Origin of the sequence: Brachybacterium squillarum M-6-3 (assembly GCF_000225825.1) — a bacterium.
Taxonomy (GTDB): Bacteria; Actinomycetota; Actinomycetes; order Actinomycetales; family Dermabacteraceae; genus Brachybacterium; species Brachybacterium squillarum.
Window position 1 is genome coordinate 59471 of sequence record NZ_AGBX01000005.1, and the last position, 13397, is coordinate 72867.

11 protein-coding genes are annotated in these 13397 nt (G+C 74.2%); 8 read left to right on the top strand and 3 right to left on the bottom strand.

Going from position 1 to position 13397, the window contains the following annotated elements; translation table 11 throughout:
- Positions 1-23: 23 nt before the first annotated feature.
- Positions 24-296, bottom strand: coding sequence for a 2Fe-2S iron-sulfur cluster-binding protein (locus OM98_RS07280; protein WP_010533944.1), 273 nt, complete (start codon positions 294-296; stop codon positions 24-26).
- A 164-nt stretch (positions 297-460) separates the two neighbouring features.
- Positions 461-730 carry a hypothetical protein gene (locus OM98_RS07285; protein WP_010533945.1) on the bottom strand — a complete coding sequence of 90 codons (270 nt, stop codon included), beginning with the start codon at positions 728-730 and terminating at the stop codon, positions 461-463.
- A 195-nt stretch (positions 731-925) separates the two neighbouring features.
- On the opposite strand from OM98_RS07285, the gene OM98_RS07290 reads away from it, so the two are divergent.
- The 3 genes from OM98_RS07290 (at position 926) to ileS (ending at position 6779) form a co-directional block, all read left to right on the top strand.
- Positions 926-1669: a response regulator transcription factor gene (locus OM98_RS07290; protein WP_010533946.1), complete on the top strand. Its 744-nt coding sequence runs from the start codon at positions 926-928 to the stop codon at positions 1667-1669.
- Positions 1666-3198, top strand: coding sequence for a sensor histidine kinase (locus tag OM98_RS07295; protein WP_010533947.1), 1533 nt, complete (start codon positions 1666-1668; stop codon positions 3196-3198). The genes OM98_RS07290 and OM98_RS07295 overlap by 4 nt, the downstream gene beginning before the upstream one ends.
- Positions 3199-3479: 281 nt before the next feature.
- Entirely contained in the window at positions 3480-6779 is a 3300-nt protein-coding gene (gene ileS, locus OM98_RS07300; protein ID WP_010533948.1) for an isoleucine--tRNA ligase, read from the top strand.
- A gap of 117 nt (positions 6780-6896) precedes the next feature.
- On the opposite strand, the gene OM98_RS07305 is transcribed toward ileS, so the two are convergent.
- The gene (locus tag OM98_RS07305) at positions 6897-8585 is read right to left on the bottom strand and encodes a WXG100 family type VII secretion target (protein ID WP_010533949.1); all 1689 of its coding nucleotides are present in this window, start codon (positions 8583-8585) and stop codon (positions 6897-6899) included.
- A gap of 233 nt (positions 8586-8818) precedes the next feature.
- Between OM98_RS07305 and OM98_RS07315 the strand changes: the two genes are divergently transcribed.
- The 5 genes from OM98_RS07315 (at position 8819) to ftsY (ending at position 13245) form a co-directional block, all read left to right on the top strand.
- Complete coding sequence (locus OM98_RS07315; RefSeq protein WP_010533951.1) at positions 8819-10189, top strand: bifunctional folylpolyglutamate synthase/dihydrofolate synthase; 1371 nt, start codon at positions 8819-8821, stop codon at positions 10187-10189.
- Complete coding sequence (locus OM98_RS07320; protein ID WP_010533952.1) at positions 10189-10710, top strand: DUF4233 domain-containing protein; 522 nt, start codon at positions 10189-10191, stop codon at positions 10708-10710. Before OM98_RS07315 ends, OM98_RS07320 begins: the two co-directional genes overlap by 1 nt.
- Positions 10711-10786: 76 nt before the next feature.
- Positions 10787-11212 carry a nucleoside-diphosphate kinase gene (ndk, locus tag OM98_RS07325; RefSeq protein ID WP_010533953.1) on the top strand — a complete coding sequence of 142 codons (426 nt, stop codon included), beginning with the start codon at positions 10787-10789 and terminating at the stop codon, positions 11210-11212.
- Positions 11213-11369: 157 nt separating this feature from the next.
- Positions 11370-11567: a hypothetical protein gene (locus tag OM98_RS07330; protein ID WP_010533954.1), complete on the top strand. Its 198-nt coding sequence runs from the start codon at positions 11370-11372 to the stop codon at positions 11565-11567.
- Positions 11568-11712: 145 nt separating this feature from the next.
- Positions 11713-13245: a signal recognition particle-docking protein FtsY gene (ftsY, locus tag OM98_RS07335; protein ID WP_010533955.1), complete on the top strand. Its 1533-nt coding sequence runs from the start codon at positions 11713-11715 to the stop codon at positions 13243-13245.
- Positions 13246-13397: the final 152 nt, after the last annotated feature.

Below are 13397 nucleotides of genomic sequence, written 5' to 3' on the forward strand. Positions count from 1 at the left end.
GTGTGCTGCAGGGGTGCGCGGTCTCAGACGTCGATCTCGATCTCGCCGATGCCGCGGGAGACGCAGGTGGTCAGCTGGGACTCCTGCTCGTCCTCGGTGAGGAACTCGTCCATGTGCTCGACCTCGCCCTCGACGAGGGGCACCACGCAGGTGCCGCAGACGCCTCCCTCGCAGGAGTAGTCCATCGAGATCCCGGCGTCGAGCAGGGCCTGCAGCAGGGATTGGCCCTCGGCGACCTCGATGGTCACGTCGGACTTCCGGCACTTCGCGGTGAAGGGCTCTCCGAACAGCGACATGCTCGCTCCTTGCTGTCTGGCAGGGCGGATCGCACGGGTGGATCCGCTGGTCCCCCAGCATCCCACGTGCGGGCGCGGGGCAGAGGGTGAGGAGGACCTCACCGGGGCTCCGTCACGGGACCGAGGGGCTGGTGACCAGGGGTGTCATTCCCGGTCACGCGCGGTCACAGGGGAGGGGGCGCGTCCGCCTGCTGGACGGTCGCCGCGGCGCCGAGCACCGCGCCGGAGGGCGCCAGCTCCAGCACCGCGGGTCCGAAGCTCAGCACCAGGGCGGCCGTGGCGCCGAGGGCCGCCACGCTGCCGCCCATCGCGGCGAGCACGGCGGCGGTGCGGGAGGGGCGGGGATCGAGGGTCGCCGCCCGGACCACGGTCGCGGGCGGCTGGGGCACCTCGCGCACGACGAGGGCGCAGGAGGGGTCGGTCGGAGTGTTCATCGGGTCTCCTTCTCGGGTGGGCGATGCCCTCGACCGCGGGTCGGGCCGGCGGCGTCGCCGGGACCCATCGGACCGCCGCCGCCTGTGGCGCGCCTGTGCATCCGGCACGAGCTCGCTGAGACCGGGCCCGCGCGGGGGCTCCGGGTGGCTCGTGACCAGTACGCTCGGGGCATCCGCACCGCATTGGAGGTCCCCGTGTCGGACAACGCCCTCTCCGCCCTCGCCGCGCTGCCGCGCCTGGAGCACCCCGACGGCAGCCCCGTGCGGGTGCTCATCGTGGAGGACGAGCCCACCATCGCCGACCTGCTGCGCTTCCCGCTGCAGATGATCGGCTGGGACGTGCGGATCAGCGATGACGGCCTCGAGGCCGTGCGCACCGCCCGCGAGCAGCGCCCCGACGTGCTGGTGCTGGACCGGATGCTGCCCGGCATCGACGGGGTCGAGGTGCTCACCCGCATCCGCTCCCTGCACCCCGAGGTGCCCGCGCTGATGCTCACCGCGATGGACGCGCCCGGGGACCGTATCGGCGGCCTCGCCGCCGGGGCCGACGACTACGTGACCAAGCCCTTCACGATCGAGGAGGTGCTGCTGCGGCTGCACCGGCTGGTGCAGCGCTCGGGCGTCGTCGCCCAGGGCAGCAACGAGCTGGTGGTCGGCGACCTGGTGATGAACCTCGACACCCACGAGGTCACCCGTGGCGGCGAGGAGATCACCCTGACCGCCACCCAGTACCAGCTGCTGCAGTACCTGATGGAGAACCCGCAGCGGGTGCTCTCCAAGTCGCAGATCCTCGAGGCCGTGTGGAACTACGACTTCGGCGGCCAGGCCAACATCGTCGAGCTGTACATCTCCTACCTGCGCAAGCGCATCGACGTGGGCCGGGAGCCGATGATCCACACCGTGCGCGGCGCCGGCTACGTGCTCAAGCCCGCCGGATGAGCACCCCCGCCCCTCCGCAGCGCGCCCGGCGCCGCCCCGGCCTGCGCGCCACCCTGGTCGCGCTGCTGGTCTCCACCGTCGCCGTGATCTGCCTGGCGGTGGGGCTGCTGACCCACGCCTCGGTGCGCACCCAGCTCCACGCCGAGCTCGACGACCAGCTCGACCGCGCCTCCTCCCGGGCCGTGGACCGGGAGCTGCCCGAGCAGGGCGAGGACGGCGGCGGCACCCCGCCGGCCATGCCCGAGGGGGAGGTGCCCGGCAGCGGCGAGTTCGAGCTGACCGCCCTGGTCGAGGACGGACAGGTCACCTCGGCCGGGTGGCGCGACGAGGACGGGGAGCTGCGCGCCCTGGACGCCGCGGACGTCGCCGCCCTCGAGGCGGCCCTGGACGAGGGGGAGCACCACGCCGGCGAGGACGGCGAGGAGCCCACCGTCACGGCCACGGCGGACCTCTCCATCGGCTCCTACCGGGTGCTGTCGGAGGACTCCGGGGACGGCGGCGCCGTGGTCACCGGCCTGCCGCTCGACTCCGTGCGGGACACCCTGCGCCAGCTCGACCTCACCCTGCTCGCGGCCGGCCTCGGCGCCGTGATCGTGGCCGGGGTGGGCGGCTCCCTGCTGATCCGCCGCGCCCTGCGCCCCCTGGACGGCGTGGCCCGCCTGGCCTCCGAGGTCGCCGAGACCCCGCTGGACCGCGGCAGCGTCACCCTCGCCGAACGGGTGCCCGCCCGCCACACCGTGCCCGGCACCGAGGTGGGGGAGGTGGGGCGCGCCCTGAACCACCTGCTGGACAACGTGGAGGGCGCCATCGAGACCCGCCACCGCAGCGAGGAGCGGATGCGCCGCTTCATCGGCGACGCCTCCCACGAGCTGCGCACCCCGCTCACCGCGATCCGCGGCTACACCGAGATGCTGCGGCTCGCCGAGCCGCTCAGCGCCCAGGGCCTGCGGTCCGTGGACCGGCTCGACGCGCAGTCCGCCCGCATGACCTCCCTGGTGGAGGACCTGCTGCTGCTGACCCGGCTCGACGACGGCGCGCCCCGCAGCGAGGAGGACGTGGACCTCGGCGAGGTGGTGCTGGAGAGCGTGATGGACGCCCGCGCCACCGCCCCCGGCCACGGCTGGGACGTCTCCGTGCCCGACGCCCCGGTGACCGTGCACGGCGACGCCCGCCAGCTCACTCAGGTGGTGGTGAACCTGCTCTCCAACGCCCGCAAGCACACCCCGGCCGGCACCCGGGTGGCCGTGCGCCTGGACACCGTCGCGGCGGCCCCCGGGACGAAGGGTGCCCCGGCGACGGCGCGGCTGCAGGTGCGCGACGACGGCCCCGGCATCGACCCCGAGCTGCTGCCGGACATCTTCTCCCGCTTCACCCGCGCGGACCGGGCACGCTCCGGCAGCGAGAACACCACCGGGCTGGGCCTGTCCATCGTCAAGGCCATCGCCGAGGCACACGGCGGCGGCGTCGCGGTGGCATCCCGCTCCGGCGAGACCGTCTTCACCCTCACCCTACCGCTGCTGCCCGCCTGAGCACCCGGCCGCGTGGCTACACTGGTCGCATCGGCATCGACCCGGCCATCACCGGCGAGCCGCGGGAAGAACGGCCACCCTCCGTGGGCGGCCCTGTAGAACCCGCCGGGACCAGCCCGTCACAGCTGAGGAACGAGGGGAGGCCCCCCGCGTCGGTCCGTCCGGCGTCGTGGGCCCCAACCGAGGTGGTACCGCGCCCCCGCCCGCCGGGAGCGTCCTCGGGCAGCAGACCTGTCCGTCGCGGGACCCGCTCCCGCCGCCCCACCCGGAGGCCCCTCGTCATGGCGTACCCGCGCACCGGCACCGCCCTCGTCCCCTCGCCGAACCTCCCCGCGCTCGAGAACCGGGTGCTGGAGTTCTGGCGCATCGACGACACCTTCCGCGCCTCGATCGCGCAGCGCGAGGGCGCCGAGGAGTTCGTCTTCTACGACGGCCCGCCCTTCGCCAACGGCCTGCCGCACTACGGCCACCTGCTCACCGGCTTCGTCAAGGACGTGGTGCCGCGCTTCCGCACCATGGACGGGCTGAAGGTCGACCGTCGCTTCGGCTGGGACACCCACGGCCTGCCCGCCGAGCTGGAGGCGATGCGGGAGCTCGGCATGACCGAGAAGGCCGAGATCGAGCAGATGGGCATCGAGCAGTTCAACGCCGCCGCCCGCGCCTCGGTGCTGAAGTACACCAAGGAGTGGGAGGAGTACGTCACCCGGCAGGCCCGCTGGGTCGACTTCGAGAACGACTACAAGACGCTCGACCCCACCTTCATGGAGTCGGTGCTGTGGGCCTTCAAGACCCTGTACGACAAGGGCCGCGCCTACGAGGGCTACTCGGTGCTGCCGTACTGCTGGAAGGACCAGACGCCGCTGAGCTCCCACGAGCTGCGGATGGACGACGACGTCTACCAGGACCGGCAGGACCCCTCCGTCGTCGCCACCTTCCCGCTGGAGGGGGACAAAGCCGCCCAGCTGGGGCTGGAGGGTGTGAAGGCCCTGGCCTGGACCACCACCCCCTGGACCCTGCCCACCAACTTCTCCCTCGCCGTCGGCCCCGAGATCGAGTACGTCACCGTGCCCGCCGGACCCGAGGGCGCCGCCGATGGCACCGCCGCCGGTGAGGGCACCTTCCTGCTCGCCGCCGACCTGGTCGCCGCTCACGCCACGAACCTCGGCTACGGCGGCGACGGTGAGGCCGCGCTCGCCGCCGCGGGGGAGAGGCGCTACAGCGGCGCCGAGCTGGAGTACCTGGCCTACCGGCCGCTGTGGGACGTGTACTCCGCCGACCGCGAGCAGTGGGGCACCCAGAACGCCTGGGTCGTCGTGGTCGCCGACTACGTCTCCACCACCGACGGCACCGGCGTGGTCCACCAGGCCACCGCCTACGGCGAGGAGGACCAGAAGGTCAACGCCGCCTACGGCATCCCCGTCATCGTCTCCGTCGACGAGGCCGCCCAGTTCCTGGACTACTTCCGCGGCACCGCCCTGGACGAGATCACCGGGCTGCAGGTCTTCGAGGCCAACCGCCCGATCATCCGTAACCTGCAGCGGATGGGCCGGCTGTTCGCCGAGACCAGCTACGTGCACTCCTACCCGCACTGCTGGCGCTGCCGGAACCCGCTGATCTACAAGGCCGTCGGCTCCTGGTTCGTGAAGGTCGCCGACCAGCGCGAGCGGATGCTGGAGCTGAACCAGCAGATCGACTGGGTGCCCGGGAATGTCAAGGACGGCCAGTTCGGCCGCTGGTTGGAGGGCGCCCGCGACTGGGCCATCTCCCGCAACCGCTACTTCGGCACCCCCATCCCGGTGTGGCAGAGCGACGACCCCGCCCACCCCCGCACCGACGTCTACGGCTCCCTCGCCGAGATGGAGGCCGACTTCGGGCGGGTCCCCACCGACGAGCTCGGGGAGGTGAACCTGCACCGTCCCTACATCGACGAGCTGACCCGCCCCAACCCGGACGACCCCACCGGGAACTCCACCATGCGCCGCGTCACCGACGTGTTCGACGTCTGGTTCGACTCCGGCTCGATGCCCTTCGCGCAGGTCCACTACCCCTTCGAGAACACCGAGTGGTTCGAGGGGCACAACCCGGCCGACTTCATCGTCGAGTACATCGGGCAGACCCGCGGCTGGTTCTACGTGATGCACGTGCTGTCCACCGCGCTGTTCGACCGGCCCGCCTTCTCCAGCGTGATCTGCCACGGCATCGTGCTGGGCGAGGACGGGCAGAAGATGTCCAAGTCCCTGCGCAACTACCCGGACGTGCGGGAGATGTTCGACCTCTACGGGGCCGACGCGATGCGCTGGTTCCTGATGTCCTCGCCGATCCTGCGCGGCGGCAACCTGGTGGTCGACGAGCCGAAGATCCGCGACGCCGTCCGCCAGACCGTGCTTCCGCTGTGGAACGTGTGGTCCTTCCTCGCCATGTACGCCAACGCGGCCGGCGAGAAGGACGCCGAGGGCCGCCCCGCCGGGTACCTCGGCGAGGACCGCCACGAGTCCACCGCCGTGATGGACCGCTACCTGCTGGCCCGCACCGGGCAGCTGGTGCGCGAGGCCGGCGCCCACTTCCGCGAGCTCGCCATCGCCGACGCCGCCGAGGACATCCAGGGCTACCTGGACATGCTCACCAACTGGTACGTGCGCCGCTCCCGCGACCGCTTCTGGGAGGGCGAGGAGCAGGCCATCGACGTGCTCGCCACCTGCCTGGAGACCCTCTGCCGGGTGGCGGCCCCGCTGCTGCCGATGGTGACCGAGGAGATCTGGCAGCAGCTCACCGGCGGCCGCTCCGTGCACCTGACCGATTGGCCCGACGCCGAGCTGTTCCCCGCCGACGACGCCCTGGTCGCCGCGATGGAGCAGGTGCGCGTGGTGGCCAGCGCCGGCAACGCGCTGCGCAAGAAGGAGGGCCTGCGCGCCCGCCTGCCGCTCGCCGAGCTGACCGTGGTCCACCACGACCCCGGCCAGCTCGAGCCCTTCGTCGAGATCATCGCCGAGGAGCTGAACGTCAAGGCCGTGCGCCTGCTGGACGTGGCCAGCCCCGAGGCACAGGGCATGGGCGTCGAGCAGCGGCTGTCCGTCAACGCCCGCGCCGCCGGGCCGCGGCTGGGCAAGCAGGTGCAGCAGGCCATCCAGGGCGCCAAGTCCGGCGACTGGTCCGTGGCCGAGGACGGCACCGTCACCGCGGGCGGCCTGGAGCTGGCCGCGAGCGAGTTCTCGCTGGACCTGGTGGCGGGGGAGTCCGCCGCCCTGGAGGGGCGCGCCGTGGGCGTGCTGCGCGGCGGGGACTTCCTGGTGCTCGACACCCGGGTCACCCCCGAGCTGGCCGCCGAGGGCACCGCTCGTGATGTGATCCGCGCGATCCAGGCGGCCCGCCGCGAGGCCGGGCTGGACGTCTCGGACCGCATCGTGCTGACCGTCGCCGGGGACCCGGAGGTGGTCGCCGCCGTCGAGGCGCATCGCGAGCTGGTGGCTGGGGAGGTGCTGGCCCGCGTGATCGAGGTGCCGGCCGAGCCCGCCGCGGGTGCCCACCGCGCCGAGGAGAAGGTCACCGGCGGCACCGTCCGCCTCTCCGTCGCCAAGGCCTGATCGGGAGGCGGGGACGACAGGGCCTGGCCAGGCCGGCCCCGCCCGGTCCCGACCTGTCGGCGGCTGACGTCCACCACGGGACGTCAGCTGCCGACTCCTTCGCCCCGTCCTCGGCGCTCATCCGCTGCCCACCGCTCCGCGGCCGACGGTGACCACCGCCGATTCCTCCACCAGCACCCCGGGCCCGAGGTAGGTGCCCTCCAGTTCGGCCTGCAGCGTGACGAGGTCCGGGTCGGTGCGGGCGGCGCGCGCGATCGAGCCGGCGTAGCCGCCGACGGGGTCGTCCCCGGCCCCGGTGGCGTCATGGTTGGCGGGCAGCCACCCGGCCACGTCGCTCGGGTAGCCGGGCAGCACCACCTCCGCGTGTCGGGAGCCCACCGGCAGACTGCCGTCGACGCCGATCCCCTGCAGGTCCAGCAGCGGCACCGGGTCCCCGGCGATCCCGAGCCCGGCAAGCCCCGGGGCGTGGGAGACGTTCAGCGTGGCGGTGTCGGCCCGGGCCGGGATCACCGTCTGCACGGGGGAGCCGTAGCTGAGCACGTGCGTCACCTCGTACCCTCCCGACGCACCGTCAGGTGCGTTGAAGGTCGGGTCGGCGGCGAGCCGCGCGGCGACGATCCCGCCCTGCGAGTGCCCCACCAGCATCACCCGGGAGCCGGCAGGCACCCCGGCCACCTGCATCGCGGCGCGCACGTCGTCCATCGCCGCCGTGTCCTGCCCGGCCACCATGCGCAGGTTCGAGGCCCAGTCCCGGGAAGCGCCCTGCTGGCCCCAGGCTCCGGGCGCCTCCCAGATCCGGGCGCCCTCGGTGGGCGGCACCTGCACCAGGAACACCGGCTCCCCGCCGTCCGCCGGGCGCAGGGTCTGCACGCCGATGTTCCCGGCGGCCAGGGCATCGCCCTCCGGATTGGGCACGCGCAGGGCGTCGTTGCCGAGCACCAGGTCCACCAGGTCCTGCGGCGCCGTCCCACCGGAGGTGATCCGCACGTCCGTGAGCCGGCCGCCGGGGCGGTCGTCCAGCAGCGGCGAATCCCGCCCGGTCAGCGCCTCCATCCCGACCACTGCCGCGGAGCCCGTCGTCACCAGGCCCGCCGCCCCCAGCTCGGCGACCGTCGGCACCCGCTGCCCGCTGGCCCACGCCTCGACCAGATCACCCAGATGGGACGCGTCGCCCTCGAGCTGGCCGAGGTCCGCGGTCCACAGGCCCAGCAGCTCCCCGCCCGCGCTCAGCAGCCCGACCTGCGTCGCCAGTCCTCGGTCGAGGCGTTCGGCGACGTGCCCGGCCAGGTGAGACCCCGCCAGTTCCAGCGGCGCCTCCACCCCGTCGGGCAGCCAGAGCGCGTCCCGGTGGAGGTACCCGGGGGAGGCCTGCGGGAGGGCGGCCGCGGGCGTGGGCAGGGTCGGCGGGGGAGCGGTCGACTGTGGTCTGGCGGGCGACGGCGCGGTCGGCGACGGCCCCGCCGCCCGAGCGCCGGCCGGTGCTGCCATGGCTCCGCCGAGCACCGGAGCCGAGGCGGCGGCCGGGACGGCGGAGGTCTCGTCCTGCTGCGCGGCGTGCTCCCGCAGCCCGGCGGCGAGATCGGCGAGTTCGTGCCCCAGCGCGTCCAGTACCGGCGCCTCCTGCTTCCACCACCGTCCGCGCAGGGCCTCGGCGTCGGCCCCGTGCCAGGCCGTCCCCGTCAGGCGTCGCGCGAGGCGGTCCCGCAGTGCCGCGACGACCTCCGCGGCGCGACCCCAGGCCTCGGCCGCCTCCTGCACCCGGGCCGTGTCCATGCCCCAGAAGCCCGGGGTCGCGACGCCGCTCATGCGTCCGCCCCGCGCTGCCTCGGGCGCGGCAGGACGAGAGCGGCGTCCGCGTCCGCTCGCCCCCTCCCGCCCTTCGTCCTCCGGTTCCCCATGGCCCGGAGCATAAGGACCCGCCGGGACGGGGAGCGGCCCTCGTCACCCCTGGGGGACGGCCCCGCGATGGGGAGGGACCGCGCCCAGGCCCGGCTCGTAGACTGGCCCGCGCCCCGCCCCATCCGTTCCCAGGAGCCCTTGTGCCTCGTCCGTCCCGTCCGGAGCTGTCCCCCCGGCTGCGTGAGGTCTACGCCGCCCTGCTGGAGCGGGCCCCCGAGAACCGGATCGCCCCCGACCTCGGCCGCATCACCCGGCTGATGGAGCTGATGGGCGACCCGCAGAACTCCTACCGCAGCGTCCGCATCGCCGGCACCAACGGCAAGACCACCACCGCCCGCATCCTCGAGCGGATCCTGCGGGAGGCCGGGCTCCGCACCGGCCGCACCACCAGCCCCCACCTGCGCAGCCCCGCCGAGCGGATCGCCATCGACGGCGAACCCATCGACGAGGAGGGCTTCGTACAGGCCTACGAGGACGTGCTGCCCTTCGCCGAGATGGTCGACGCCGAGTCCCTCGCCGCGGGCGGCGTGCGCCTGACCTACTTCGAGATGCTCACCGCGATGGCCTTCCAGGCCTTCGCCTCGGCGCCCGTCGACGTCGCCGTCGTCGAGACCGGGATGGGCGGCACCTGGGACGCCACCGGCGTGGTCGACCCCGACGTCACCGTCATCACCCCCATCGGCCTGGACCACCAGGAGTACCTCGGCGACACCATCGCCGAGATCGCGGGGGAGAAGGCCGGCATCCTCACCCAGCGCGCCACCGCCGTGATCGCCGTCCAGGGCGAGGAGGACGCCGCGATGGTCTTGCGCGAGCGCATCGCCGCACTCGGAGCCGAGGTCGCCTTCCAGGACGAGCAGATCGGCGTCATCGCCCGCACCCCCGGCGTCGGCGGGCAGCTGCTGACCCTGCAGGGCATCGCCGGCCGCTATGAGGAGGTGTTCCTCTCCCTGCTCGGCGCCCACCAGGCCGACAACGCGCTGATGGCCGTCGCCGCCGCCGAGGCCATGCTGGGCGACGGGGAGCGCGCGCTGGACGGGGAGCTGCTCTCCGCGGCGCTCGACACCGTCACCTCCCCGGGCCGCGCCGAGGTGGTGCGGCAGTCGCCCACCGTCATCGTCGACGCGGCCCACAACCCCGCCGGGGCCCTCACCCTGGTGGAGACGGTGCGCGAGAACTTCCGCTTCACCCGCACCGTGGGCCTGGTCGGCATCCTGGAGGAGAAGGATGCCGAACAGATCCTCGCCGTGCTCGAGCCGCTGCTGGACCACGTCGTCATCACCCGCTCCTCCTCGCCGCGCGCCATCCCCGCCGACCAGCTCGCCGAGATCGCCCGCGACGTCTTCGCCGACGAGGACCGGGTGCTCGAGGTGGCCGCCCTGCCCGACGCCATCCAGGTGGCCGTCGACCTCGCCGAGAGCGACGGCGATCAGTTCGGCGGGGTCGTCGCCGCCGGCTCCGTGACCCTGGCCGCGGAGGTCCGCGACCTGCTCGGCGCGGAGGGCGAGTGATGAGCGCCAAGCCCACCGGCCGCGAGCGGGTCCGCCGCGGCGCCCTCACCCCCTCGCCCCGTCCGCACGGCGCGCAGCGCATGTTCTCCTCCACCACCCTGGTGGTCGAGGCACTGGTCGTGTTCTTCGCGGTGCTCGTCGCCCACCAGCTCGTGCCAGACCAGCGCTCCCTGACCTGGGTATGGGGCCTCGGCACCGGCCTCGCCCTGCTGGCCTGCGCCGGGATGCTGCGCCGCGGCGGCGCCTGGACCTACCTGCTCGGCATGGTGCTGCAGATCCCCGTGGTGCTGCTGGGCCTGCAGGTGCCGGCCATGTGGCTGATCGGCGGCGCCTTCGCCGCGCTCTACGTCTACGGCGTGATCGCGGGGCACCGCTTCGACGCGGAGAAGGACGCCGTGGACGCCCGGGTGCTGGCCGCCGAGGAGGCCGCGGGGGAGCGGGTCGAGGACCCGCGCTCCGAGGAGCAGATCGCCGCCGAGGACCCGCAGCGTGACCCCCGCACTTACCGCCGCGAGCCCTGAGCGCCGGACCCCTGAGCACCCGACCGCGCCGGGGCCGGCGTGCGGGGCGCCCGGTTCCTCTGGATACAGTGGGGGCATGACCGCTCAGCGCACCCTCGTCCTGCTCAAGCCCGACGCCGTCCAGCGCGGCCTGCGCGGGGAGATCATCCGCCGTATCGAGGCCAAGGACTACGACATCGTGGCCCTGGTCCAGCGCACCGCCACCGCCGAGGAGCTCGCCGCGCACTACGCCGAGCACGAGGGCAAGCCCTTCTACCCCGGCCTCGTCGAGTACATGGGCTCCGCTCCGCTGGTCGCGATCGTCGTCGAGGGCGAGGGAGTCATCGCCGGCTTCCGCTCCCTGGCCGGCGCCACCAACCCCACCGCCGCCGCGCCCGGCTCGATCCGCGGCGACCTCGCCCGTGAGCGCGACCTGCCGGTGATCCAGAACCTCGTGCACGGCTCCGATTCCGAGGAGTCCGCCGCCCGCGAGATCGCGATCTGGTTCCCCGAGCTGGGCTGATCCCCGCCATTCTCCGCGCGACCCCGTCCTGTCCGCAGGACGGGGTCGCCCCGTCCTGGGCCGCTCGATGGGCGGGCGGCGACGTGATCCCGATCGCACCACGCCGCGTCGTCCACCGCCTCCCGCGCTGCGCGTCCGCTCGGTGCACAATGTGCCCATGCCCCTGAGCCTCGTCACCGTCGTGTTCCTGCTGCTGGCCCTCGTGGTCGCGGTGGGGATCGTCGCCGTCGTGGCCCTGCCGAACATGCGGGACGAGCAGGGGGACGACCCCCTCCGGCGGGCCCAGCGCCACCAACAGCAGCGCACCGCCGCCCGCAGCGCCGAGCGCCACCGCTCCCGCACCGGCCGCCCCTGAGCGCCCCCGCCGTCCCGGCACGGACCCGTCGCCGGGGAGCGGGCATACCGGGCGGGTCCTCCCCACAGGTCCGGGGCCGGGACGCCCCCTAGACTGTCGGCTGACCTCGCCGCGGCTGCGGCGTCCCCGACCCCGGAGGTGACCCGTGGATCCGAACGACATCCTTGCGCTCGTCGCGGGCGGCGGCGGCGCCCTGCTGGTGATGGGCGCCGGCGCCTGGTACGGCTTCCGCGGTCGCCACCGCCGCTCCTCCGACGACACCGAGCAGCAGCAGACCGGACCGTCCGGTGAGCAGGAGTCCGGCGGCACCGCGACCGCCGTCAAGGAGCGCCCCGCGGCTCCCACCTGGGCCGACACCCTCTCTGCCCCCGCCCCGAGTCGGGAGCCCGATGCGGCTTCCGCGGACGGCACGGCGACCGTCGAGGAGCAGGCGCCCGCCTCAGCCCCCGAGGCACAGCCCGTCACCCCCGCCGCGCCCGAGGACGCCCCGGCGGCCGCGGAGCGCCCCGTCGTGCGCGGCCCCGAGGATCAGGCCGAGACCGCCGCCGGGACCGCCGCTCCCGAGGCCGCGGCCGCTCCGCCCGTCGAGGAGACCTCCCCCGCCGCGGTCCCTGCGGACACCATCCCCGCGGACACCGCCCCCGCGGACACGGCCCCGCCGGCCGAGGCCGCCCCGGCGGACGCCACCACCACCGAGCAGGCCCCCGCCGCCCCGGCGCTGGACACCCCCGAAGCCCCCGCCGACCGCATGGTGCGCCTGCGCGAGCGCCTGGCGCGCTCCGGCTCCCTCGGCCGCGGCATCCTCGGCCTGCTCACCCGCTCCACCGTGGACGAGGACACCTGGGACGAGATCGAAGAGACCCTGCTGCTCGCGGACCTCGGCCCCGACGCCACCGACGAGCTGCTGGGGAACCTCCGTCGCCGCATCCAGGTGCTCGGCACCGACGACCCCGCCGCCGTGCGCGAGGTGCTGCGCGAGGAGCTCGTCTCCCTCGTCGACCCCTCCCTGGACCGCCGCCTCGCCGCCACCTCCCGCACCGCCCCCGACGGCACCACCGTCCCCTCGGTCGCGCTCATGGTCGGCGTCAACGGCACCGGCAAGACCACCACCGTCGGCAAGCTCGCCCGGGTGCTGGTCGCCGCCGAGCGCACCGTCGTGCTCGGCGCCGCCGACACCTTCCGCGCTGCCGCCGCCGACCAGCTCGCCACCTGGGGCGCCCGCGTCGGCGTGGACACCGTGCGCGCCGACCGCGACGGCGCCGACCCCGCCGCCGTCGCCTTCGACGCCGTCAAGCAGGGCATCGAGCAGCAGGTCGACGTCGTCATCATCGACACCGCCGGCCGCCTGCAGAACAAGAAGGGCCTGATGGACGAGCTCGGCAAGGTGCGCCGCGTCGCCGAGAAGGGCCTGCACGGCGACCACGTCGCCGAGGTGCTGCTGGTGCTGGACGCTACCACCGGCCAGAACGGCATGCAGCAGGCCCGCGTCTTCCGCGAGGCCGTCGACGTCACCGGCATCGTGCTCACCAAGCTCGACGGCACCGCCAAGGGCGGCATCGTCGTCAACGTGCAGCGGGAGCTCGGGGTGCCGGTGAAGATGGTCGGACTCGGCGAGGGCATGGACGACCTCACGCCCTTCGACCCCCACGGTTTCGTGGACGCCCTGCTGGACGCCTGAGACCGCCGGCGTCGAGGCGAACCCGGAGGAACCGGACTCTCCTCCCCGGATCGCCACCGGGATCGTGTCCACCGCCACCCCGGAACGTCCACCCTGCGACCTGCCCCATCACGGAATGGTCACGGCCCCCTCCCGGCATGCGGGAGGGGGCC